This window comes from Roseibium album (assembly GCF_965233825.1).
In the GTDB taxonomy this organism is placed as follows: Bacteria; Pseudomonadota; Alphaproteobacteria; order Rhizobiales; family Stappiaceae; genus Roseibium; species Roseibium album.
The window spans coordinates 504,213-526,682 of record NZ_OZ247583.1 but is presented as its reverse complement, the minus strand read 5'-3'; the positions used below and the strand labels follow the sequence as shown (position 1 = coordinate 526,682).

The 22,470-nt window shown below is 58.2% G+C and carries 23 protein-coding genes; 9 read left to right on the top strand and 14 right to left on the bottom strand.

The genetic code is table 11. The annotated features are described in order from the left end of the window. Positions 1-10: 10 nt before the first annotated feature. Positions 11-1,903, top strand: coding sequence for a methyl-accepting chemotaxis protein (locus ACO6TI_RS02410; RefSeq protein WP_108874256.1), 1,893 nt, complete (start codon positions 11-13; stop codon positions 1,901-1,903). A gap of 96 nt (positions 1,904-1,999) precedes the next feature. On the opposite strand, the gene ACO6TI_RS02405 is transcribed toward ACO6TI_RS02410, so the two are convergent. Continuing rightward, complete coding sequence (locus tag ACO6TI_RS02405) at positions 2,000-2,872, bottom strand: LysR family transcriptional regulator (protein ID WP_055114534.1); 873 nt, start codon at positions 2,870-2,872, stop codon at positions 2,000-2,002. A 104-nt stretch (positions 2,873-2,976) separates the two neighbouring features. Between ACO6TI_RS02405 and ACO6TI_RS02400 the strand changes: the two genes are divergently transcribed. The 6 genes from ACO6TI_RS02400 to ACO6TI_RS02375 all read left to right on the top strand — a co-directional run bounded on the left by ACO6TI_RS02400 (position 2,977) and on the right by ACO6TI_RS02375 (position 10,634). Beyond that, positions 2,977-4,422, top strand: a complete 1,446-nt coding sequence (locus tag ACO6TI_RS02400) for an aldehyde dehydrogenase family protein (RefSeq protein WP_422384267.1) — start codon at positions 2,977-2,979, stop codon at positions 4,420-4,422. Further along, a complete protein-coding gene (locus ACO6TI_RS02395) occupies positions 4,422-5,399 on the top strand; it encodes a membrane dipeptidase (RefSeq protein ID WP_422384266.1) in 978 nt (325 codons plus the stop codon). Before ACO6TI_RS02400 ends, ACO6TI_RS02395 begins: the two co-directional genes overlap by 1 nt. Then, positions 5,396-7,081, top strand: a complete 1,686-nt coding sequence (locus tag ACO6TI_RS02390) for a hypothetical protein (protein ID WP_422384265.1) — start codon at positions 5,396-5,398, stop codon at positions 7,079-7,081. The genes ACO6TI_RS02395 and ACO6TI_RS02390 overlap by 4 nt, the downstream gene beginning before the upstream one ends. Then, positions 7,078-7,704: a DUF3726 domain-containing protein gene (locus tag ACO6TI_RS02385; RefSeq protein ID WP_422384264.1), complete on the top strand. Its 627-nt coding sequence runs from the start codon at positions 7,078-7,080 to the stop codon at positions 7,702-7,704. Before ACO6TI_RS02390 ends, ACO6TI_RS02385 begins: the two co-directional genes overlap by 4 nt. Positions 7,705-7,713: 9 nt before the next feature. Continuing rightward, complete coding sequence (locus ACO6TI_RS02380) at positions 7,714-8,727, top strand: Ldh family oxidoreductase (protein ID WP_235808767.1); 1,014 nt, start codon at positions 7,714-7,716, stop codon at positions 8,725-8,727. An 80-nt stretch (positions 8,728-8,807) separates the two neighbouring features. Continuing rightward, on the top strand, positions 8,808-10,634 hold the full coding sequence (locus tag ACO6TI_RS02375; protein WP_055114526.1) for a BCCT family transporter: 1,827 nt from the start codon (positions 8,808-8,810) through the stop codon (positions 10,632-10,634). A gap of 59 nt (positions 10,635-10,693) precedes the next feature. Here the strand turns inward: ACO6TI_RS02375 and ACO6TI_RS02370 are convergent, their stop codons facing one another. From ACO6TI_RS02370 to tsaD, 12 genes are all read right to left on the bottom strand, one after another. Next, positions 10,694-11,083, bottom strand: coding sequence for a VOC family protein (locus tag ACO6TI_RS02370; RefSeq protein ID WP_055114524.1), 390 nt, complete (start codon positions 11,081-11,083; stop codon positions 10,694-10,696). Positions 11,084-11,087: 4 nt separating this feature from the next. After that, complete coding sequence (locus tag ACO6TI_RS02365; protein WP_055114522.1) at positions 11,088-11,507, bottom strand: hypothetical protein; 420 nt, start codon at positions 11,505-11,507, stop codon at positions 11,088-11,090. Positions 11,508-11,583: 76 nt separating this feature from the next. Beyond that, positions 11,584-12,696: a 3-isopropylmalate dehydrogenase gene (leuB, locus tag ACO6TI_RS02360; protein WP_104702715.1), complete on the bottom strand. Its 1,113-nt coding sequence runs from the start codon at positions 12,694-12,696 to the stop codon at positions 11,584-11,586. A gap of 142 nt (positions 12,697-12,838) precedes the next feature. Then, the gene (locus ACO6TI_RS02355; protein WP_055114520.1) at positions 12,839-13,603 is read right to left on the bottom strand and encodes a sulfite exporter TauE/SafE family protein; all 765 of its coding nucleotides are present in this window, start codon (positions 13,601-13,603) and stop codon (positions 12,839-12,841) included. A 4-nt stretch (positions 13,604-13,607) separates the two neighbouring features. Next, complete coding sequence (locus ACO6TI_RS02350) at positions 13,608-14,402, bottom strand: helix-turn-helix domain-containing protein (protein ID WP_055115520.1); 795 nt, start codon at positions 14,400-14,402, stop codon at positions 13,608-13,610. A 96-nt stretch (positions 14,403-14,498) separates the two neighbouring features. Continuing rightward, entirely contained in the window at positions 14,499-15,674 is a 1,176-nt protein-coding gene (locus ACO6TI_RS02345) for a M20 aminoacylase family protein (RefSeq protein WP_196879759.1), read from the bottom strand. A gap of 156 nt (positions 15,675-15,830) precedes the next feature. Next, positions 15,831-16,490 (bottom strand): class I SAM-dependent methyltransferase, encoded by a 660-nt coding sequence (locus ACO6TI_RS02340; protein ID WP_422384263.1) that lies wholly within the window; start codon positions 16,488-16,490, stop codon positions 15,831-15,833. 3 nt (positions 16,491-16,493) lie between these two features. Continuing rightward, complete coding sequence (locus ACO6TI_RS02335) at positions 16,494-16,919, bottom strand: EVE domain-containing protein (protein WP_055114514.1); 426 nt, start codon at positions 16,917-16,919, stop codon at positions 16,494-16,496. Then, on the bottom strand, positions 16,920-17,210 hold the full coding sequence (locus ACO6TI_RS02330; protein ID WP_055114511.1) for a YciI-like protein: 291 nt from the start codon (positions 17,208-17,210) through the stop codon (positions 16,920-16,922). 78 nt (positions 17,211-17,288) lie between these two features. Next, on the bottom strand, positions 17,289-18,296 hold the full coding sequence (locus ACO6TI_RS02325; RefSeq protein ID WP_055114509.1) for an NAD(P)H-dependent glycerol-3-phosphate dehydrogenase: 1,008 nt from the start codon (positions 18,294-18,296) through the stop codon (positions 17,289-17,291). Next, positions 18,283-18,759 carry an NUDIX hydrolase gene (locus tag ACO6TI_RS02320; RefSeq protein WP_055114507.1) on the bottom strand — a complete coding sequence of 159 codons (477 nt, stop codon included), beginning with the start codon at positions 18,757-18,759 and terminating at the stop codon, positions 18,283-18,285. Before ACO6TI_RS02320 ends, ACO6TI_RS02325 begins: the two co-directional genes overlap by 14 nt. Positions 18,760-18,899: 140 nt before the next feature. Further along, positions 18,900-19,970, bottom strand: coding sequence for a tRNA (adenosine(37)-N6)-threonylcarbamoyltransferase complex transferase subunit TsaD (tsaD, locus tag ACO6TI_RS02315; RefSeq protein ID WP_422385286.1), 1,071 nt, complete (start codon positions 19,968-19,970; stop codon positions 18,900-18,902). 133 nt (positions 19,971-20,103) lie between these two features. Between tsaD and hemC the strand changes: the two genes are divergently transcribed. Both hemC and ACO6TI_RS02305 read left to right on the top strand, forming a co-directional pair. Further along, positions 20,104-21,030, top strand: a complete 927-nt coding sequence (gene hemC / locus ACO6TI_RS02310) for a hydroxymethylbilane synthase (RefSeq protein WP_055114504.1) — start codon at positions 20,104-20,106, stop codon at positions 21,028-21,030. Between the two features lie 4 nt (positions 21,031-21,034). After that, positions 21,035-21,751 carry a uroporphyrinogen-III synthase gene (locus ACO6TI_RS02305; RefSeq protein WP_108874249.1) on the top strand — a complete coding sequence of 239 codons (717 nt, stop codon included), beginning with the start codon at positions 21,035-21,037 and terminating at the stop codon, positions 21,749-21,751. On the opposite strand, the gene ACO6TI_RS02300 is transcribed toward ACO6TI_RS02305, so the two are convergent. Continuing rightward, positions 21,748-22,464 carry a hypothetical protein gene (locus ACO6TI_RS02300; protein ID WP_196893887.1) on the bottom strand — a complete coding sequence of 239 codons (717 nt, stop codon included), beginning with the start codon at positions 22,462-22,464 and terminating at the stop codon, positions 21,748-21,750. The genes ACO6TI_RS02305 and ACO6TI_RS02300 overlap by 4 nt on opposite strands. Positions 22,465-22,470: the final 6 nt, after the last annotated feature.

Sequence of the window (22,470 nt, the reverse complement as noted above, 5' to 3'; positions counted from 1 at the left end):
GAGACATCCATTGACCATCCGCAAGAGACTGTTCATCCTGGTGATCGTTCTGACGGTACCGATTGTCGCCTGTGCGGGCTGGATTATCCAATCGGCCTACAAGGACCTGGCGCGTGACAGTGCAAAACTTGAGGGCCTTCCAGCTCTTCAGGCTGTGTGGGCCGATGCCGTGATGGCGGATGGCACCTTGCCGAACGACGTATTGGCTGCCTATCCCGCCTGCGCTCCCGATGAGCAGGCAAAAACACCTGCGAAGAAGCTCACCCAGGCCAATCGACTGATCAATTGCATTGGTGACAAGTCCGGCGTTCGTGCGAACCGGTCTCAGGAAGCGAACCTCCTTGCAGAACTCGTCTCGGGACAACTTTCGGATCTTGTGGTTCGGGTCAGTGCCGTTGTCCGCAACAGCGAAAATGTTGCCGCTAAGACCGAACTCAGCCATTCCGACACGATGTCGGTTCTTGTTGGCGCCGGTCAGTTCAAAGTACTCGCGGACCAGATCAGCAGCCTGACCAGAACAGAAATGCATGAAGGAGCAGAAGGTGATGAAACGCCATTCGGCAAGGCAGGGAAGGCTTTCCGGCGAGCGAATGGCGGTTTCCAGGGAGAACTTGCAAGCGTTGCCCGCGACGTCGGGCAGGGCGCAGACGGCACGGCGCTTGATCTGACCCCTTTGCAAGATCGTTACGGTGCCTTTCTTGCTGCCATGAACGACCTGCAGCAGGTCAGTTTGGCGGATCTTGAAACACGGCTTCAGGCAATGGTCACAGAAGCCAAGACCCGGATGTGGGGAGTTGCCGGGGCTCTCGGTATTGTCTTTGCGCTTGCATTTGCCGTTGCCTGGCACTTCAGCAAATCGATCCTTTATTGCATCCATTCCTTGAACTGCGGCATCCGGAAGCTTGCGGATTCCGACGGTCTGGAAACCGACCTGCCTTTTTCTTACGGCCACACCGAGATTTCGGATATCGCCCGGGCGGTTGGATATTATCGCGATCGCACGATCGAACTGACACGCGAGAGGCAGCAGCTCGAGGGACAGGCCGCTGCCGAACGACAGGAACGGGTCGACAATCTGATCGAAGGTTTCAGATGCCGCATGACGGACCTGCTTGAAGAAGTCGACGGGGCCCTTGCACACATGAAAAACACCTCCGGATCCCTGGAGGACATTGCCCAGAGTGCCGATAAATGCGCGCAGGACACCGCCGTCGCATCGTCCGGTGCATCGGAAAATGTTGACGCCGTTGCAGAAGCCTCTGAAATCCTGGCCAACGACATAACTGCCATCAGCAGGCGCGCGCAGGAGGCCACTGACATCGCGCAGGCGGCAAATCAGAATGCGGCGACTGCAAATGCCGAGATCGAAAGCCTGGCGGAAATATCCAGGTCGATCGGGGAGATCGTGTCCCTAATCAGTGCAATTGCAGATCAGACCAATCTCCTGGCGCTCAATGCCACGATCGAGGCGGCCCGCGCGGGCGACGCGGGCAAGGGCTTCGAAGTTGTTGCCGGTGAAGTCAAGACGCTTGCCGGTCAGACCGCGTCGGCCACCGAACAGATCACCGGCCAGGTCGTACTGGTTCAGGAGCGGACGGGTCGCGTCGTGGAGGCAATTGAAAAAATTATCGCCGATATCGGCGAAGTGACCGGATGCACCACGCAGATTGCCGAGGATCTTGAAAACCGGCGACAGTCTACCGACGCCATCAAGGGCAATGTTCTGGAAGCAGCGGACCAGACCCGGTCTGTCGTGGGGGACATGGACCAGGTGAAGGAAATTGCGCAGCAATCGAGCTCGGCTGCCGCAGACATGGGTAGCCGGACAAGCGAAGTTGTGAAGAGCACAGAGGATCTGCGAACGGAAATCAGGGTTTTCCTGAGCGACGTTGCCGCGGCTTGACGCCTCGTATTCACACAACGACCAGGAGACGGAAACGCGTGCATTCTGTATGATCTGCGCAGAATTTCGCAAATCGTGGGTCGCGTCTTTTGGTTCTCAGAGCAATTCGGTTCTCAAGATGAAATTGCTGCACTCTTCTGTCAGTTCCCTGAACCGCGAACGTTCCCGGATGTAGAGAAAAACTTCCCGTTTGTCCGGCAGGTCCGAAATTTCGCGAAACGCGGTCGATTCAGGAATGAAGCGCGCGACCGTTTGAGGCAGGACGGTGACCCAGGCACCGGTTCTGACCATCGTGATCAGTGAATGTGTGTTGTGGATGGTTACGTCGGTATTTGCCACAGCGGTCAGGAACCGGGGTGTTCTGATCAGTTCACACAGGGCATTTGCGACGAACGGAGCGGCGACGACATCGGCAATCGTCAATGGCTCGGCCTTCAGCATCAACGGATGATCGGCAGCGCTGACAAGACCAAACTGGTCTTCAAAGAGCGGGACGGCCTTGATACCGTTCAACGGGTGATACCCCGACGCAATTCCGATGTCGGCCTTGCCTTGCGTCATGGCGTCCAGCACCTGTTGTGTGTCGGTATCCCTGAGTTCGACCTTCAGGCCGGGAAATTTACGGGTCATGTGCTCGAGAACAAGCGGAAACAGCAGGGCGGCGACTGATGGTACGGACACAATCCGGATCAGTCCCTGAACGGCATTCGCGGCTGCTTCTATGCTCTGTACTGCCTGATCGAACTGGCGCACCTGTTTGAGTGCCAATTCAAACACCTGTTCTCCCAGAGGTGACAGCCGGTTTTTGCGCTCACCTTCGAACAGTCTCTTGCCCAAATGATCTTCAAGCTGCTTGAGCGTCATTGAAACCGCAGACTGAGTGCGTCCGAGTCGGTCTGCAGCTTCAACAAGACTGCCTGTCTGGGCCACCGTGCAAAAGCACCGGAGCATTTCAATCTTGACGGCCATTCTTCAGTTTTTCTGAAATAGAGTTAAGTTTATTGAGTTTGACTGATATTGTGATTGGTGTCCATCCTGTTTCCATTCTGAATTCTTTGGACCTGGAACCTGTTGTGACGAAATTGAACCTGATTGCCGGCGAATGGCTGGCCGGCGAAAACGAGATCGAAAACCGCAATCCTTCCGACCTGAGCGACCTGATCGGGATGTTCGCGCAGGCAGGTCCGGACCAAATCGACACTACGCTGGATCGTGCCCGGTTAGCGCAAACCGAATGGTCTGCCTATGGCCTGGAGCGGAAGCAGGCTGTGTTGATGAACATCGGCAACGAACTCATGGCGCGTGCCGAAGAACTCGGCACATTGCTGTCGCGAGAGGAAGGCAAGCCTTTCGCGGAAGGCAAAGGCGAAGTCTACCGCGCCGGTCAGTTCTTTACCTACTATGCGGCCGAATGCCTTCGCCAGATCGGTGAAAATGCCGACAGCGTAAGGGACGGTATTGAAGTCGACGTGCGCCGCGAGCCGGTCGGTGTCGTTGCGGTCATCTCTCCCTGGAATTTCCCGACCGCTACGGCTTCCTGGAAGATTGCACCCGCGCTTTGCTACGGAAATGCCGTCGTCTGGAAACCCGCCAACATGACCCCGGCATCGGCGGTCGCGCTGACGGAAATCATCGAGAAGCAGGATATTCCAAAAGGACTGTTCAGCCTTGTGATGGGCGCTGGCCGGTCCATTGGTCAGCGTCTGGTGGAAAGCCCGAAAGTGAATGCCATCACCTTCACCGGCTCTGTCCCGGTCGGCAAGGGGATTGCTTCAGCTGCAATCCAGAACCTGACCAAGGTTCAGATGGAGATGGGTTCCAAGAACGCGCTGGCTGTTCTGGACGACGCTGATCTGGATCTTGCAGCTACCCTGGCCCTTGGAGGCGCTTTCGGTGGAACGGGTCAAAAATGTACCGCCTCCTCCAGACTGATTGTCCACGAAAACGTGCATGATGCCTTTGTCGACAAGCTGGTTGCGGGGGCCGAGGCCATGAAGGTCGGTCACGCGCTTGAAAAGGGCACCCAGATGGGCCCGGTAGTCAGTGCGGAGCAGCTTCAGGAAAACCTCTCCTACGTGGAATTGGGCAAGTCCGAGGGCGCCGAGCTGGCCTGCGGCGGCAAGCGTCTCGAACGGCCGCACGAAGGTTTCTACATGTCCCCGGGGGTGTTTCTCAACACCACCAACGGCATGCGTATCAACCGAGAAGAGATGTTCGCGCCGCTCACCTGCGTCATCAAGGTCGGGAGTTACGATGAGGCGCTTGCGACCGTCAATGACACCAATTTCGGCCTGACATCCGGGATCGCCACGAAGAGCCTTGCCAGGGCCAATCACTTCCGCCGCAATGCACGAACCGGGGTCGTCACCATCAACCTGCCAACAGCAGGCACAGACTATCACGTTCCGTTCGGTGGTCGCGGCGACAGTTCGTATGGACCGCGTGAACAGGGCAAGGCGGCGGCCGAGTTCTACACGACCGTCAAGACCGCCTATATCAGCGCCGGGAGCCCGGACTGATGCGGATCGACGGGCTGCAATATGCCAACTGGTCGGAAAAGATTTTCCGGCAACTGCGCGAAGGTGGCGTGGACGCGGTTCACGTCACGATCGCCTATCACGAGAACTTCCGTGAAACCGTCCTGAATTTCGAAAAATGGAATCGCTGGTTCGAACTGTTTCCCGACCTGATCATGAAGGGTGAGTGGGCAGCTGATATTGACGAGGCGCGCCGGACGGACCGGACTGCGATCTTTTTCGGATTTCAAAACCCGTCTCCGATTGAAGATGACATCGGGCTGGTCGAGATCGTGCACACGCTGGGCGCCAGGTTCATGCAGCTGACCTATAACAACCAGTCGCTGCTGGCGACAGGCTGCTATGAAAGCGAAGACACCGGCGTTACCCGTATGGGCCGCGAGGTCATCAAGGAGATGAACCGCGTCGGGCTGGTCGTCGACATGAGTCATTCGGCCGACCGGTCGACAATCGAAGCCGCGGACCTCTCTGAACGACCGATCGCCGTTACGCATGCCAATCCCCATGAATGGGCTCCGGCGCTTCGAAACAAACGGGACGCCGTCATACGCGCAGTCACCGAGAATGGTGGCATGCTTGGATTTTCGGTTTACCCGCATCACCTGAAGGACAAGTCCGACTGCACGCTGCAGAGCTTTTGCGAGATGATCGCTCGAACCGCCGACAAATACGGTTCGCAGCATCTGGGCATCGGTACCGACCTCTGCCAGGACCAGCCGGATAGTGTCGTGGAGTGGATGCGGGTCGGCCGCTGGACCAAGGAAATCGATTATGGCGAGGGCTCGGCGAAAAACCCCGGTTTTCCGCCAATGCCTGACTGGTTCGGCGACAACCGTGATTTCGGCAATATCGAGAACGGACTGCGTTCCGTCGGCATGAACCAGGACGAGATTTCCGGTATCATGGGGGGCAACTGGTACCGCTTCTTCGCCGAAAACTTCGGGAGGAAAAACCGGTGAACACGGGCGGCACGCAAATTCCGCGACGCGATCCCGCAACAGTAATGCGGTTGAAACGTCTTGGCTCCCTGCACCAGTGCCGCCTGAGTTTCATGCGTGTCCTGACCCGCCGAATGGCCGGTGAAGGCTGGGAATTTTCCTGCCCCTTGTTCGATATCGATGAAAACGGCGTCGGACGTGCGGTCTATACAGCGAAAGGTCCGGAGCGGGTCTATTCACTGGTTGCCTTCGCTCATGACCTGCCTGCCGAAAAACGCTCGGATCGGGTGATCGCCGATGCGTGGGATGCCACATTCGCCTTGTTCGACGGTATTCCGACGGAAGCGGACATCAATCGGTTGTCGCAAAACGTTCCTTTGCAGGAAGCCGGACGCATCAGCGAATGCGAGTTGTCCCTGTCACGGGCGAACCGCTCGGTCCGGCTGTGGACCCACGTGGTCGACAGTCTTGCAGCCGGCCTGCAGCCCGATCCCGCGCAAATCTCGGCGGTCGGCTACCTGATGCGTACCACCGCTGTCTACGGGTCCGGAAAATTCGGTGCCGCGGACCGGGAAATCATAGCCGGGCGCAGCGAAATGCAGGTGCCGTTTCAGGCGGAAATGCTGTCCGTTTATCTGACCCGAACATTTGTCCGGGACCTGGTGCAGCATATGGCTGACGCAAAAGGCGGCGAACAAGCCGTCTCGCTGGACCCGATCATCGCGCGTCGTCTCGGAATCGGTAACTCGACCGGGTTGGGCATGGCGCCGTTCATCATCAATCACCCTGTCCTTTTCAACAACTGGATGATGGTGCGCGAAGAAGCAATCGCACGGGTGCGCTCGGTCCGGACGGCATTGCCGGAAGACATCGAGACCTTCAGGAATGTTCTGAAACGGACCACCGTTTCCGTCGATCAATGGCGTTCTGAACACCCGGTTCAGCTCGCCAAGCTGGGGCAATTGAAATCCGATCTGCAAAAGCTTTCGCACTATCTCGACGACGCCGATCTGGGCAATGACTACCCCTGGAACAAGCTCGTGGAATGGTCGGAGGTATCGCTCAGCGAGGAAGGGCAGGAATTTGTCGCTTCCCTTGTTCTGGAGCCCTATGGCGAACTCGTCGATCAATTGACCTGTTGCATGGCAGACAGCAATTCAGACGCTTTCAGAATTGATGGGTCAATGAAGGTCGGCGATGTTCGAGCGCTGCTGGAAGACGGTTTCGGCTGGGCATTCGAACTTGACTGGACCGACCCGACCAATTGCGCAAGGGCCTGGTACGTTTCGGAGGAAAAGCTTGAACCTCGCATGGGGGAAAGGTTCGAGGAACCGATCACAGACTATGAGCAGCCCCTGGCGCCGGCACGTGATGCCGCGAAGGCATTTGCCGCACTGAAAGCGTGGGATGCCACGGAACCGATCGCCCGTTTTCTGCTGAACCATCCCGAGCACCGGCACACCATCCGCAGGGCGCAAATGAGCCGGGTCGCGCCGTATGGCGAGATACGCGACAACACGATCAGCGCCACGGTCATGCCCATCGACATGTTACGGGCGAAACTGTCTTTCTTCGGGGCAACCCATTTTGATCCGCGCTCGGACCGGTGGGTGAGAATCTGCATGTATGCCGGGGCACCGTATCCTGAAGACCTTTCACCGGAAACCGCCGATTTGTGGATTTATCCGGAGATCGCCGGATGAGCTATTCCCTCAATGAAATCGAGGCAGCTTCGAAGCGGGCAGCAAGGGGAGCGGGGTACTCCTGGGGGTGCGCCGAAGAAGCTGCCAAAGCCACCCGCTGGCTTTGCGCAAACGGGCAAGACGGTGTGACAATTCTTGCGGGTTTGCTGGAACGGCGGCTGGCTGTCTCGGCAGATCATGCACCGACAGGCCAGGAAGGCGAATGGCGCGCCGATGGCGAGCTGTGCCCGCTGGTTGCGGGCGCCTACCTTTCCGACTGCGCGCATCAACTGGCAAAGGATGCCATCCACATGCGCCGGGTTGCCGCTCCGTTGGTGATCCTGCCGTTTGCGGCGAATGCTGCCCGTTTCCACAAATGCTGCGTGACTGTCGACATCGACGGTCAGCTCGCGATCACCGACGGGGTTGCCCTGAGCTGCCCTGACGGTATTCCAGCTCAGGCGGAAGAACTGACGGTTCGAACCGGCGGAGAACTTGCCGCACGCTGCCGCAGCAAGAGCAGAGCAACACCCGATCCCGACAGCTGGGCCAGACTCAATGAGTATGCCTATCGCACTTACGCTCCGGCGACCGATGAATCACGCCTTTTGGGCGCAGGTGCCGGGCTATCCGACAATGACTGAAAAGGTGTCATGATGACCGAAACCCGGACACTTTCACTCGCCGAAATCGAGGACCTGTCCTTTCGCGCGCTGGTTGCCGCTGGCACGTCGGAAGAAAGTGCGCGCGCCCTCGCCCTGGCCACTGCCGCAACCGAGGCAGATGGTGTTGCAAGCCACGGGCTCGCCTATATCCCGATCTACTGTGAACACGTGCGATGCGGCAAGGTCGATGGACAGGCCACGCCGGTGCTGACGCGACCAAAACCGGGTGTCGTTGCGGTCGATGCGGCGACCGGATTTGCCCATGCTGCCATTGATCTGGGTTTCGAAACGCTTGTACCCGCGACCCGAGAACAGGGTCTGGCGGTTCTGGTGATCAGGAACAGCTACAATTGCGGCGTCCTCGGATACCACACCTATCGTCTGGCGCAGGAGGGACTGGTCGGGCTTGGGTTTACGAATGCGCCGGCATCCATCGCGCCATCCGGAGGGGCAAAGCCGGTGGTTGGAACCAATCCGTTTTCTGTAGCTGTGCCCGGTTCCGATGGACAGCCGGCCCTTCTGATCGACCAGAGCGCCAGCACGATCGCGAAAAGCGAAGTGATGAAACACGCACGGGAAGGCAAGCCGATCCCGATCGGCTGGGCGCTCGACGCCGAGGGCAATCCGACAACCGACCCGAATGTCGGCCTCAAGGGCTCGATGGCGCCGTCCGGCGGCTACAAGGGTGTTGGCATCGCGCTTCTGACGGAAATCATGGCTGCTGCACTCACCGGTGCGACGCTGGGAATAAACGCTTCGCCGTTTTCGGGAACCTCCGGTGGCCCACCCAGGACCGGTCAGTGCTTCATCGCGATTGATCCGGCTGCAACCGCTGGCGGTAACTTCGCGTCCACTGTTGCCGAGCTCGTGGAGGCGATCCGTTTTCAGGACGGTGCACATCTGCCGGGCGATGGCCGCAGAACCAAGCGTTTGTCGGCCCGAGGTCATGGAGTTGACGTAAATGCGACAACGCTTTCGAAAATCGAAGCCATATTGGCGTGATGTCGTGCGGCGTAAAAGCCGGGAAGCCGCGAATGAAGCCGCCCGGACAATCAGGACACGTGTGAACAGGGAGGAAACACATGTCAATCAAACAACCCTTCACTGATCTGCAGATCAAGAAATCTGCGGGTGGATTCTATGAAGGCCATAGCGTCGAGATCGCGATCTTAAGCAAGGCGATCATGGTTGCGCTGGTCATCTGGGCCCTTGTCTGGCCGGCAAACGCGAATGGCGTGCTGGGCAGCCTGAACTGGCAACTGCTGGGAGATTTCAACGGCTTTTACGTCGTAATCGTCGGCTTTTTTTCCTTTTTCCTGCTTGCGATCACCTTACTGCCGCAGACTGGAAGCCGGGTTATGGGCACACCGGGAGAGGCCCCCGAGTTTTCGACATTTTCATGGTTTTCCATGATGTTCGGCGCTGGCCTTGGTGTTGGTCTGATGGTGTTCGCAACTGCAGAGCCACTTGGGCTTTGGGGGTCGAATCCGTTGATTCTGGCCGGTGAAGTCACCGCGAACTCAGAAGAGGCGATCCAGTCGGGATATCGCTACACATTCCTCCACTATGGTTTTCATGCCTGGTCGATTTACGTGGTGACCGGTCTGTCTCTTGCCTACTATGCCTATACCCGCAACATGCCGCTGACCATCCGGACGGCTCTGACGCCCTTGTTTGGTCGTCTGATGAACGGCTTCCTGGGTCACGTTGTCGATGTGCTAGGTGTCGTTGCAACGATCCTCGGCGTCTCGGTGACGATCGGTTTCGGTGTGTCCCAGTTTATCGACGGTCTATATGCCATTTCAGGCATGGACTGGATGATGGACATGAGCGGTGATGCACCTGCACCCGGGACAGTGGGGCTGATCACGGGTCTGGTGGTCATCATGGGCCTGTCGATCATATCAGCGGTCTCCGGTGTTGGCCGGGGTGTCAAATACCTGTCCAACCTGAATCTTGTTCTGTCGATCATCCTGCTTCTGACATTCGTCGTGTTCGGGTCATTCCTGTTTGCGATGACCACATACGCAAGTTCGATCGCGGACTACATCATTCACTATGTATCCCTGAGCTTTGGCGCATTCGGTCCGCAGTCCGCGGCAGACTTTGCAGCGGCGTTGCCGCCGGAAGCTGCGCCGTTCGCCGACGCGTTGCGCACAGGTGCCACCAATGCCTGGGGATCGTTCGATGCGTTCAAATCCGGACTGGAAGGCGAGGCGGCAGCATTGCCTGAGAATGTTCTCACAGCGGCCTATGCTGCCGGTGAACCGGGTCGTCAGTTTGGCTGGCAAGCCGGGTGGACAACATTCTACTGGGCCTGGTGGATCGCGTTCTCACCCTTTGTCGGGCTGTTCCTGGCGCGCATCTCAAAGGGACGTTCCGTCCGCGAATTCATTATCGGCTGCGTCATTGCTCCGGCTCTGGTCTGCTTTGCCTGGATGACCATTCTCGGCGGCACTGCCATCGATCTGGAACTGACCGGCGGTGCGGATGGTGCAATCATCGGTGCTTCCAATACGGCGAAACTGTTCGTCACCCTCGGACAAATGCTCTCCGGAGGCTTCCTCAGTGCCATCACCGTAATGTGCGTGGTCCTGATCCTGACCTTCCTGGTTACCTCTGCGGATTCCGGCATCCTCGTGATGAACACGATCATGTCGGGTGGCGAACAGCAGACGGGTATCAAGCACCGGATCGTCTGGGGCGTGATCCTGACACTGGTCATCGGTACCCTGCTGATCGCGGGCAAGACCAATGGCGGAGCCGACCCGATGGAGGCACTAAAAAGCGCCATGATCATCGGGGCGTTGCCGTTCACGATGGTAATGGGGCTGATGTGTGTTGCACTCGCCAAAGCACTCTATCGCGACGGATTGCGTGAAAAGTCCGCGACGGTGGCTGCCGAATAAAAACGTCGGGCAGCCGTTTCAGACGGCTGCCCGAACTTCACTTCCCGGCCAAGACCGGCCTAGTATTTCTCGATCAGATCCCACTTGTTGCCGAACGGGTCCTCAAAGACGGCAACCTTGCCGTAAGGCTCGACGCGTGGCGTTTCCAGAAACGTGACACTTTTTGATTTCATGGCCTGGTGATCCCGGTCGAAGTCGTCCGTATTGAGGAACAAACACACCCGGCCACCGGTCTGATTGCCGATGGCAGCGATCTGTTGGTCATCATCCGCCAGAGCAAGCAGAAGTCGCGTCTCGGTGCTTCCTTTCGGGGCAACAAGAACCCAGCGTTTGTTGGCCGAGAGTTTCGTGTCCTCAACAAGATCAAAGCCGAGTTTTTCGACGTAAAACGAGATGGCTGCGTCGTAGTCAGGGACTACCAGTGTGACGGCGCCGATGATCTGCTTCATGATTCTATTGTGCCTTGCGGTAGACAGATGTGTTGGTGAAGCTTGCCACGTCGACGAGGTGCACGGTCTGGGTGATGGTCAGGGTCTGGCCATCTTCCGATAATTCGCGGTCGGCTTTCATGATCGTCAATCCACCGCGACGGGCCTCGGAAATGAGGTTCCGGTCTCCCTGAAACACAAGTCGCATGGCATCTACCAGACCACTCTTGCCGAGCTTGACTTCCGGGCCGTCAGGCACGGCCTCGAAAGTATCCCTGGTTTCCTCACCCTCCGCGGAAAGCTGGTTCATGGTGAAGATCACCATGCCAAAATTGTCCTCGATCCGCAGTGTTGCGCTTTGCGGCGGCTCGCCCTGATCGAACTCGCTTTCGTCCGCATCCAGGATCCACGTGCCGAGAAAAGGGGCGATTTTGTCTTCGATCATCTGAACAACTTCTCTGAGAAAAGCAAACCGCCCACGGGATGCCCGCGGGCGGCTCGAATTGCAAACGGTGTCAGGTTCAGGCGTTCAGTGCAGCCAGTTCGGCCACAATGGCATCGCCCATTTCCGCGGTGGTTACGACGGTGTCGCCATCCTTTGCAAGGTCTTTCGTACGCAGCCCTTTTTCAAGTGTTGCCTCGATTGCCTTTTCGACCTTGTCTGCAGCGCCGACTTCCTCAAAGGAATACCGCAGCGCCATCGCGAAGCTGGCGATCATGGCGATCGGGTTGGCCGCACCGGTGCCGGCAATGTCGGGAGCCGAGCCGTGAACCGGTTCGTAAAGCGCTTTGCGCTTTCCGGTGACGGGGTCCGGGGCGCCGAGCGAAGCGGAGGGCAGCATGCCGAGGGAACCTGTCAGCATGGCGGCAACGTCCGACAGCATGTCGCCGAACAGGTTGTCGGTCACGATCACATCGAACTGCTTTGGCCAGCGGACCAGTTGCATGCCGCCGGCATCGGCGAGCATGTGGTCCAGCTCGACGTCATCAAAACCGTTCTTGTGCGTTTCGGTAACGACTTCGTTCCACAGGACCCCGGACTTCATCACGTTCCGCTTTTCCATGGAGGTGACCTTGTTATTGCGCGTCCGCGCCAGCTCGAAGGCAACCTTGGATATCCGTTCGATTTCGTAGGTGTCATAGACCTGGGTGTCGACGCCACGTTTCTGGCCGTTGCCAAGGTCGGTGATTTCCTTGGGTTCGCCGAAATAGACACCACCGGTCAGTTCGCGCACGATCAGGATGTCGAGTCCTTCAACTACTTCGGGTTTCAGCGAAGACGCATCGGCAAGGGCCGGATAGCAGATCGCAGGACGCAGGTTCGCGAACAGTTCCATTTCCTTGCGCAGGCGCAGCAGGCCAGCCTCCGGACGAACATCGTAAGGCACCTTGTCCCACTTGGGGCCACCGACTGCACCAAATATGACTGCGTCCACTTCGAGTGCCTTGGCCATGTCCTCATCGGAGATTGCCTGGCCGTGCCTGTCATAGGCCGCTCCGCCGACATGGCCTTCGGTGGTGTCAAAGGTCATGTCGCTGTTTTCGTTGAACCAGTCGACGACCTTTTCCACTTCCTTCATGATTTCGGCGCCAATGCCGTCACCCGGCAAGAGCAGAAGACTATGAGAAGCCATGGAGCGTTCCATCCCAAATTATTGAAAACCGATCGGGCTCAGTTACCGCGTCGGGCTTCGTCTTTCAAGGCAAAGCCTGTTGCGAATATCTCAAGTAACGCTTCTGGAACCGTCAAGCTTGGCAATTCGCGGTGCGAATGCTTCAAAACCAGTTTCGGCCTGCCTGCCAGAGCAGGTTCAGCGCCAGGGCCGTCATCACCCATTTGAAACCGGTCCGGAAGGTTTTCTCGTTCATCTTGCCGAGCAGCCGCGATCCGGCGAGCGTGCCGAGGAAGCCGCTGAGGATCATCAGGACGATCAGGCCGGCCCAGGGGGCAAAGGCAAAGCCGAGTGCGCCGAATGCGATGATCTTGAAAACATGCATGACGAGGGCGGTGACGGCCTGGTTGGCGACGAAACCGTGTCGTGTCAGGCCGAGAGTGGAGAGTACGGCACCGCCGATCGGACCGGCGGCGCCGAAAAACATGGAAAGAAATGTCGATGCAAAGCCGGCAGCCGCCATGGCCCGTTTCTGAACATTGACAAATTTCGGCGGCTTGCCCCAGACAACCCACAGCACGAAGAGACCGATGCCGGCCCGCAGCACAGACGACGGCAGCTCAACCGCAATGGCGCCACCGAGGGCCGCGCCGAACACGGCGCCGATCGTGAACCAGGCCACGATCAACCAGTCGACGTGCCTCAGCTGAACCAGCGCGCGCCCGCCATTGGAGCCGATCTGCACGACACCATGGACAGGAACCAGGGCATTTGCCGGCATGAGAGTTGCCATTACTGCGATGAGTGCGACGCCGCCACCGAGCCCGACCGCGGCGGTCAGGGCAGACGTGAAAAAGCTGGCAATGACCAGGGCGATTGTCGAGAAACTGCCGAGTTGATCGGGAAAAACCGATGCGAAGACGTCCATCCCGTCAGTTCCAGCGAGACTTGGCGTAACTCAAGGCTTCGCGAACATCCAGCTGGCGTGTTGAATTGCCGCTGCGAACGTAAAACGCCGAGGAGCGGTTCTCATCCAGATAGGCAGCACGTGGGGTAGGACGAATGATGATCATCGCCACGTCGCTTGAATCCACCCTTGCAAAGACCGTGTGGATGTAGGGGCACAGGTCCCCGCCAAGATATTTTGAAACGATGTCATTGACCGTGCGCTCGAAAGCGTCGAGATCCGGGCTTTTCAACGTGGACAGGTCCTTGTCGAGCCCGAGCGCCTTGCCGTCGTCGTCGACCCCGACAAGAAGATAGCCGCCTTCCGCGTTAAAAAAGCCGGCGATCGTCTTGGCGATGACCTTTTCGAGGCCACGGTTGATGCGGTCTTCCTTCATGTCCCAGCGAAGTGAGGACTTGAATTCAACCCGTTCGTTTTCGCCCTGATTCATGATTGCCGGGATCTGCGTCGTCTGTTCGTCGCGCAGCGACTTGTAGGCCTCAGTGGTGCGCAGATAGTTGCGGGTGAAGACTCCGAAGGCCAATCCGACGATCGCGCCGACAAAGGTGTAGGCAATCGCGACATCGAGATGACGGGGCAGCAGTATCAGCCACAGGCGCGCTGAAAGAAATTCCAGGACATTCGGCGCTGTTTCAGAAAAACGGGAGAGTTCCCACCAGACGACCACCAGATTGAGCGGGTGGATCACCAGAACACCGACGACGGCACCTACCAGTATGTACGTGGCGATAAAGGGAAGCTTGAACGGGGAGAGTGCCATTGTGAAATGCCCAAATGAAAAACGCCGGTCGGGACCGGCGTTTGTTTTATAGGTAATCTGAAGATTCGTCATCCCGCGGAACGGGCCAAAAGCGCACTAGGCAGCTTTTGCAGGCAATGCCGTTTCAACAAGCTTTACCCAGTAGGAACAACCGACAGGAATAAGGTCGTCGTTGAAGTCATATTCGGGGTGGTGCAGACCTGCAGTGTCGCCGTTGCCGGCAAAGATGAACGCGCCCGGGCGTTCTTCCAGCATGTAGGAAAAGTCCTCGCCGCCCATCATGGGTTCAATGTTCCGGTTGACCTTGCCGTCGCCGGCGATGCCTTCGGCGATTTCAGCCGCGAAATCCGTCTGGTCATCATGGTTTGCCGTGACCGGGTATCCACGGCGAAACTCCAGTTCTGCGCGTGCATCAAATGCTTCGGCGATCGACCTGACAATGTTGTTCATGCGCTCTTCGGCAAGATCACGCATTTCAGGACTCAAGGTCCGGACTGTTCCTCGCAAGAGTGCTTCCTGTGGAATAACGTTGAAGGCATTTCCGGCGTTGAACACAGTCACGGAGACGACGACCGAATCGAGCGGATTTGCATTCCGGCTGGCGATTGTCTGCAGGACGGACACCATCTTGGATCCGACGACGACCGGGTCGATTGTCTGATGCGGCTTGGCGGCGTGGCCACCCTTGCCCGTAATCGTGATCCGGAACTCATCGGTCGCTGCCATGATCGGACCCTTGCGGATCGCGAATTCACCGACCGGCATGCCCGGATAGTTGTGCATGCCGTAGACTTCATCAATCGGCCAGCGGGTCATCAAGCCGTCGTCGATCATCGCCTTTGCCCCGGCACCACCTTCTTCAGCGGGTTGAAAGATCACCACAACCGTGCCGTCGAAATTGCGTGTCTCCGAAAGGTACTTGGCCGCGCCGAGCAACATCGCCGTGTGGCCGTCATGGCCACAGGCGTGCATCTTGCCAGGGATTTTCGAAGCATATGGCTTTTGTGTCGCTTCCTCGATCGGAAGCGCATCCATATCGGCGCGCAGTCCGACGGTCCTGCCTGTGCCGCCGTTGCGGCCCTTGATCACGCCCACGACACCCGTCTTGCCGACGCCCGTCGTGACTTCGTCGACACCGAAACTTTCCAGCAACTCCGCGACCTTTTCGGCTGTGCGGACGGTTTCATAGAGAATTTCCGGATTTTCGTGAAAGTCGCGGCGCCAGACCGTGATCTCGTCAGCCAGATCAGCAAGGCGGTTAACGATGGGCATAAAGAACTCCTAGAAACACTTCCAATCGGTGGGGCAGTTTGTTCGCCAGAGCGGCTAACCTATCGCAAGCGGCGCAAAGAGGAAGTCCCGCCAGGCAAAAACTTTTGTGTATCCGACCACTTCGCAAGATCTTCCCGCAAACTCACGATTTGCGGATCAATTTTTCCCAAACCGGAACACGCGGGTTTTTTTGATCTCACTGTCTTCCAGAGCACCGACAACCGGAACACGATACGCTGCCAGTTCCTCGAGACGATCGATCGGCACATAGGATCTGCCGGGATCTCCGACCAGCACGTCGATGCCGGCGTCGACGAGCCTGTCCAGAAACGGCAGAATCCTGTCGGTCATCTGTTTGGCGTAAAAGACGTCACCGCAAAAGACGATCTGTGCGGCCGGAAGCGGAAAAGCCGTAATGTCACCGATTTCGAAGCTGAGTTCGACGCCGTTCAATTCAGCATTCAGTTCAGATGCCGCAAGTGCGAAGGAATCGATATCCACGGCATGGCAGGACCGGGCGCCGGACATCATTGCCGCAATGCCAACCAGGCCTGAGCCGCATGCAAAGTCGAGCACACGTTTTCCAGCGACCAGCGACGGGGTGTCCAGGACATACCTGGCCAGACCCTGACCGCCCGCCCAGGCAAATGCCCAGAACGGTGGCGCGAGACCGAGTTCACCCAGTTCATCTTCCGTCTTTTGCCACAGTTCCATGGCTTCGTCGGCGACATGGAGGCTGATTTCCTCAGCATGAGGAACCGGTCTGATGCGGGTCTCGCGGCGGATGAATTCAGTCGGATCATCGATGATCGGCATGGACTAGGCCGGTTCTTTCAGGCCGCCCATATCGCAGACAATTTTCCATTCTTCTTCGGTCACGGGCTGTACGGAAAGGCGCGTATTGGCCACAAGGGCCATCTTTTCAAGTTGCTCTTCAGCCTTCACGTCAACAAGGGTGACGGGTTTCGGCATGTCGCAGACAGCCTTGAAGTCCACGCATTCCCAGCGGGGATCGTCCGTTGTCGTGTCAGGATGAATGTCGCTGCACACTTCGACGACACCGACAACTTCCTTGCCGATATTCGAATGATAGAAGAATGCCCTGTCGCCGATTTTCATGGCACGCATGTTGTTGCGCGCCTGATAATTCCTGATGCCGTCCCATTGTTCGCCGACATCACCCTTGGCTTTCTGCTGTTCCCAGGACCACTTGTCCGGCTCGGATTTTATCAGCCAGTACTGCACTTATGAGACCTCCGGATTCTTGACCACCCAGTTCCATGGGCGAATTTCGACGCTTTCGAAAAGGCCGACCCTGGCATAGGGGTCTTCCTCGGCTATGGCCAGTGCCTCGTTCCGGTTGGCCGCTTCAATCACGACCAGGGAACCGGTCATGTTGCCGTCGTCGTCCAAAAACGGGCCTGCGGCCTTCAGCCCGGCACCGAGCCCCTTGAGAAAGGCGATGTGATCATCGCGGGTGTCCAGGCGCGTTTGAAGCGCACCGGGTTTGTCGGTGCAGATCAAGGCATAGAGCATGATGTGGAATCCCTGGTTGACGTAGTTTTTCCGAACCTAGGGCCGAGTTGATACAAACTCAATGCCGGATTGAGACGTTCAAAGACTTTCCGTTTCCGCTTTCAGCGGACGTGCCATCAAGGTGTTGAGCGCATCGTCGATCGAAAGATCGGCGTCTATCATCTGGGCAACCGTCTCGCAGATCGGTACCTCAATGTCGTGTTTTTGCGCAAGCTTGACCGCGACCCTGGCGGAATAGGCGCCTTCGGCGAGTTTGCCTCCGGCGGAAATCAGTTCCGACGCCATGAAACCCTCACCAAGTCGGAGGCCGAAGGAAAAATTGCGGGACTGGGTGGAGGAACAGGTCAGGACAAGGTCACCAAGGCCGGAAAGGCCTGTCAGCGTCTCGCCCTGGGCTCCCATGGCAGTTCCAAGCCGTGTCAGCTCGGCAAAGCCGCGAGCCGTCAGTGCAGCCTGGGCGCTGGCGCCGAGCTTGCGGCCCACGACAGCTCCACAGGCGATGGCCAGAACATTCTTCAATGCACCGCCGATCTGAGCTCCAAGCACATCGATCGACGCATAGGGCCGGAAACATGTTGACTGCAGCGCTTCGCACAGGCTGAGGGCTGTCTTGGCCGAGTTTGCCGCAACCGTAACGGCGGTCGGCAGCCCACGTGCAACATCGTCGGCGAAGCTCGGACCGGACAAGACTCCCGGCTCAACCCCCGGCAGTTCCTCGCTCAGGATCCGGGACAAGAGTTTCCCTGATGTCTGTTCGATGCCCTTGGCGCACAACACTACCGGGCCCCGAACCGTACCGGTCTCCTTCAAAGCGGCGAGCAGGGCGCGGGTGGTCTGCGCGGGTGTAACGAGCAGGATCGCGTCGGCGTCCGCAATTTCACGCAGCGATGAGGTTGCGTTCAGGTCCTCGTCAAAGGTAATGCCGGGCAGATAGCGCTGGTTCTGCTTCCGGGAGCGAATGTTGGAGACCGTTTCGGTGTCCCTTGCCCAAAGCCGAACCTCGCGTCCGGCGCGCGCGGCCGTCAGTGCAAGGGCCGTGCCCCAGGCACCCCCTCCAACAACGCCTACTGTCCTAATGGCGCCCATTGTTCTGCCCTTCCATGCGCGACCGTAGTGTCTCAAGCTGCACTCCAAAACCTTCAAAGAACCGGGTCTCGCTCGGCGGGCCATCTGCGAACAAGTCGATCCAGAACAGGCGGAACCGGATAGGCGGACCGCCCGCGCTTGGCGAAGATTCGAAGTGTTCCCATTCCGCGGCAGGCTTCTCCGGTATTCGGCCGTGAAAATGCCGCCGCCGATGCAGGCCGTCGAGACAATCGGGAACATTTTCGAGGATCCGATCCTGATCCGCGAACGATTCGAGCGCGATATCCAACGAAAGTCCGGTTTCTTCGCAAAACTCGCGTCTGGCGGCCTGAAGGTAGCTCTCACCCGGGTCCAGGGTGCCGCCCGGAACCTGCAATCCGACTTCCGGATAATCGGGCTCCGAAAACACAAGAAGCTCACTGCCGCAAGTCAGGTAAACATATGCCTTGTGATAGACGCGCATGCTGCCGAATTCCTTTGCTGGAGGGCATTGCTTCCTATCAGGGTCCCTGCACGGGCAAAAGGGCAAGTTTGTGATCGCAGCGTCAAATCCGCAGTGATGAAGAAAGATACCGACGCTCTTGTTCGAACGGGAAAGTCCTTTCAGACCTTCGCGCCTTTCTTGCCTGCGCCCAGTATGCCGGCATTTTCCGAATCAAGCGGCCAGCGCGGGCGTGGGGGGAGGCTCATGTCGTTCACTGGCCCGAGTTGCATGCGCTCGATCCCGGCCCAGGCAATCATGGCGGCATTGTCGGTGCAAAGGTGCATGGGAGGGGCGACAAATCGGGCGCCGGTTTCAGCGGCAGCGTGCGTGAGGGCGTTCCTGATTTCCTGATTGGCAGCCACACCTCCGGCAACCACTATCACCGGTTCGCTTTGCGGATGCCACTCCCGGAACAGGTTCAGGGCCGTTCCTGTCCTGGTCGCAAGAACATCCGATACTGCCCGTTGAAAGCCGGCGCAAAGATCCGCGATGGTCTGGTCGTCGACCGGTTCCAGTTTTTTCGCCTGGGTCCGCAGAGCGGTTTTCAACCCGGCAAAGGACATGTCAAGACCGGGTCGATCCAGTAATGGACGGGGTAGTCTGAAGCGGCGGACATCACCTTTTGCCGCCATCTTTTCGACATGCGGTCCGCCTGGATAGGGCAGCCCGAGCAGCTTGGCGGTCTTGTCGAAGGCCTCGCCGATCGCATCGTCGATGGTTGTGCCGAGGCGTTCATAATCTCCGACGCCGCGCACCATCAGAAACTGGCTATGGCCGCCGGAGACCAGAAGCAGGAGAAACGGAAAATCCAGGTCATCCGTCAAGCGGGCAGTCAGCGCATGCCCTTCCAGATGATTGACGCCTATCAGCGGTTTGTCTGCCGCCATGGCGATTGCCTTGGCCGTCATGAAGCCCACGATCACGCCGCCGATCAGACCGGGGCCGGCCGTTGCTGCAACAGCATCGATATCATCCCAGGAACAGCCGGAGTCGTTCATGGCTTCAGCGACGATGCGGTCAAGTACTTCGATATGGGCACGCGCGGCGATCTCGGGAACGACACCGCCGAATTCGGTATGCTCGTCGATCTGCGATCGGATGGTGTTGGAGAGGATTTCCCGTTGAACTGGACCGCGCACGACGGCGGCAGCAGTCTCGTCGCAACTGGTTTCAATGCCCAGGACAGTCAGATTGGTCGCATTGTCTTTTGAATTGACTGAAGTCATTGGTTTTGCAATCGCGGCCTGTAATAGGTCATAAGACTGTTAAACTCATCGCATGTCCGGCATTTTCCTGCCGGGCGTAACATCTGGATGGTAAACCTTGCAATCAAATCCTTTGCGTATCGGAACAAGGGGCAGTGCGCTGGCACTGGCGCAGGCCTACGAGACCCGTGACCGGCTCATGGCGGCGCACGGTCTTTCGGAAGAGGCGTTTGAAATCGAGGTCATCAAGACCTCCGGCGACCGCATTCAGGACAGACCGCTGTCCGAAGTTGGCGGCAAGGGTCTTTTCACCAAGGAAATCGAGGAAGCGCTGCTCGACGGGCGTATTGATATCGCTGTTCATTCTTCCAAGGATATGCCGACAATTCTGCCGGACGGTCTCGCGCTGACGGCTTTTCTGCCGCGAGAAGACGTTCGCGACGCTTTCCTGTCTCCAAAGGCCGGTTCGCTTGCCGAGTTGCCGCAAAACGCGGTGGTCGGCTCCAGTTCACTGCGCCGCCAGGCCATGATCAAGCGGCTGAGACCGGATATTGAAGTCGTGATGTATCGCGGCAACCTGCAGACAAGGCTGCGAAAACTGGCCGAAGGCGCTGTCGATGCGACACTTCTTGCCGCGGCGGGCCTCAACCGGCTGGGTCTTGAAGGGGAGATCACCAGTCTGCTTGACACCGATACATTTCTTCCTGCGGTCGGTCAGGGGGCAATCTGCATCGAAAGCCGCGAAGGTGACGCTGCCACGCTTGACAGGCTTGCGGCGATCCACGACCAGTCGACCCAGACCCGGCTTGATGCCGAACGGGCCTTTCTTGCCGTTCTCGATGGTTCTTGCCGGACACCGATCGGCGGTCTTGCAACGCTTGATGGCGACCAGCTGCACTTCAAGGGAATCGTCCTGAAACCCGACGGAAGCGAAGCACACGAGGCTGAGGCAACCGGAGCTGCGGAAGATGCGGCAAAGATCGGTGTTGGTGTCGGCGAAACGCTGAAGATGCGGATGGGACCCGGATTTCTGTCGGAGCACTGACCTGATGCGCTTTCTGGTGACACGGCCGCAACCCGACTGCAAGCGAACAGCCGACAAGATAAGGGCCGCCGGTCACCATGCAGATGAAGCTCCGCTCCTGGATTTTCGAGCAGAACCACCCGCGCAGTTTGACCTTGACGGCGTTGCAGCACTTGCATTTTCAAGCCGCCGCGCCCTTTCAACGCTCGAACGACATGCGCAACTGCGTGATCTTCAGGATCTTCCCGTATTTGCGGTGGGAGATGCGACGGCTGATGCCTGCCGGAGGGCCGGGTACCGCGATGTTGTATCCGCTTCAGGTGACGTTGAAGCGCTTGGACATCTGATTCTCGGCAGTCGCGACAGGTTGGGTCCGGGAGATGTGCTTTATCCCGCGGCAAAGGAGCGCGCAGGAAACCTGGAAGGCATTCTGGCGGAAGGAGGCCTGTGCTGCCGGGTATCCGTTGTTTACAGCATGCAGGAGGTGACGGCATTTCCCCAGTCCTTCAACGAAACGCTTCGGAGCGGGGGCTATGACGGGGTGCTTGTCTATTCAAGACGCACGGCAGACGTGTTGCTGCGCTTGCTCAGAAACCAGGAGCCGGATCACAATTTCTCCAGTTTGCGGATTTACACGATCTCGCATCGCGCGGCAGAGCCACTATCTGTTTATATGAGGGTAGAAGTGGCTGACGCCCCATGCGAAAAAGCACTATTGGATCTGGCCTTAGCAGAGTGTTAACCAGATCCGGTGGAGTCGTTGTTTTGCAGCGCGACAAAGACATGCCGCACCGGTACCGCTTCGCCAAGAGGTGTGTATAGTAAGTGACCGGAAGGTTCAGGAGGAGAGTAGATGGCGACGGACAAGAAATCTTCTGGCGGAACGTCCTCTTCAGGTGGAAACGGCAGCGGCGCTTCGGACAAGCCGGGCAGCGGTACGACGCCGGCGAGCGGTTCGGGAACCGGTTCCAAACGGCCGGTGACAATCGATCTGAAGGCTGAAAAGGTGGACGAAAAGCCTGGTAGCCCTGGTGCTTCGAGCGCGTCGACAAGCGTTCCCAAGGCCGGAGCGACGCCGGCAGCAGACAAGAAACCAGCGGACGCGAAGCCTTCCGGCTCCGGTCCCGCCTCCTCCAGACCGGGTGCCTCGACGGCGAGTTCAGCGTCTGGTTTCAAGCGCGATTCAACACCTCGTTCAGCGGCATCAGCCGGTTCTTCCTCACCGTCTGGAACATCAAGCGCAGGTTCTGCGAAACCAACCGGGACGACCGCATCTGCGACGTCAACGTCCGCTGCTTCCACCAAGCCTGCTTCGACAGGTGGCGCTTCCGCCGCGGCGAGTACTGCGAAACCCGCGTCGACCGGAGCCTCGGCGAAGTCTTCAGGATCTTCGAGTTTTTCAAGCCCTCCACCGACAGATGATCGCGGCGGTGTCGGCGCGTTCGGGGTTCTCATAGCAGC

Coding starts and splice junctions, on each gene's coding strand:
- ACO6TI_RS02405 (WP_055114534.1), bottom strand. CDS start 2,872: ATGGCCGTCAAGATTGAAATGCTCCGGTGCTTTTGCACGGTGGCCCAG.
- ACO6TI_RS02395 (WP_422384266.1), top strand. CDS start 4,422: ATGCGGATCGACGGGCTGCAATATGCCAACTGGTCGGAAAAGATTTTC.
- ACO6TI_RS02385 (WP_422384264.1), top strand. CDS start 7,078: ATGAGCTATTCCCTCAATGAAATCGAGGCAGCTTCGAAGCGGGCAGCA.
- ACO6TI_RS02380 (WP_235808767.1), top strand. CDS start 7,714: ATGATGACCGAAACCCGGACACTTTCACTCGCCGAAATCGAGGACCTG.
- ACO6TI_RS02375 (WP_055114526.1), top strand. CDS start 8,808: ATGTCAATCAAACAACCCTTCACTGATCTGCAGATCAAGAAATCTGCG.
- ACO6TI_RS02370 (WP_055114524.1), bottom strand. CDS start 11,083: ATGAAGCAGATCATCGGCGCCGTCACACTGGTAGTCCCTGACTACGAC.
- ACO6TI_RS02365 (WP_055114522.1), bottom strand. CDS start 11,507: ATGATCGAAGACAAAATCGCCCCTTTTCTCGGCACGTGGATCCTGGAT.
- leuB (WP_104702715.1), bottom strand. CDS start 12,696: ATGGCTTCTCATAGTCTTCTGCTCTTGCCGGGTGACGGCATTGGCGCC.
- ACO6TI_RS02355 (WP_055114520.1), bottom strand. CDS start 13,603: ATGGACGTCTTCGCATCGGTTTTTCCCGATCAACTCGGCAGTTTCTCG.
- ACO6TI_RS02350 (WP_055115520.1), bottom strand. CDS start 14,402: ATGGCACTCTCCCCGTTCAAGCTTCCCTTTATCGCCACGTACATACTG.
- ACO6TI_RS02345 (WP_196879759.1), bottom strand. CDS start 15,674: ATGCCCATCGTTAACCGCCTTGCTGATCTGGCTGACGAGATCACGGTC.
- ACO6TI_RS02340 (WP_422384263.1), bottom strand. CDS start 16,490: ATGCCGATCATCGATGATCCGACTGAATTCATCCGCCGCGAGACCCGC.
- ACO6TI_RS02330 (WP_055114511.1), bottom strand. CDS start 17,210: ATGCTCTATGCCTTGATCTGCACCGACAAACCCGGTGCGCTTCAAACG.
- ACO6TI_RS02325 (WP_055114509.1), bottom strand. CDS start 18,296: ATGGGCGCCATTAGGACAGTAGGCGTTGTTGGAGGGGGTGCCTGGGGC.
- ACO6TI_RS02320 (WP_055114507.1), bottom strand. CDS start 18,759: ATGCGCGTCTATCACAAGGCATATGTTTACCTGACTTGCGGCAGTGAG.
- ACO6TI_RS02305 (WP_108874249.1), top strand. CDS start 21,035: ATGCGCTTTCTGGTGACACGGCCGCAACCCGACTGCAAGCGAACAGCC.
- ACO6TI_RS02300 (WP_196893887.1), bottom strand. CDS start 22,464: ATGAGAACCCCGAACGCGCCGACACCGCCGCGATCATCTGTCGGTGGA.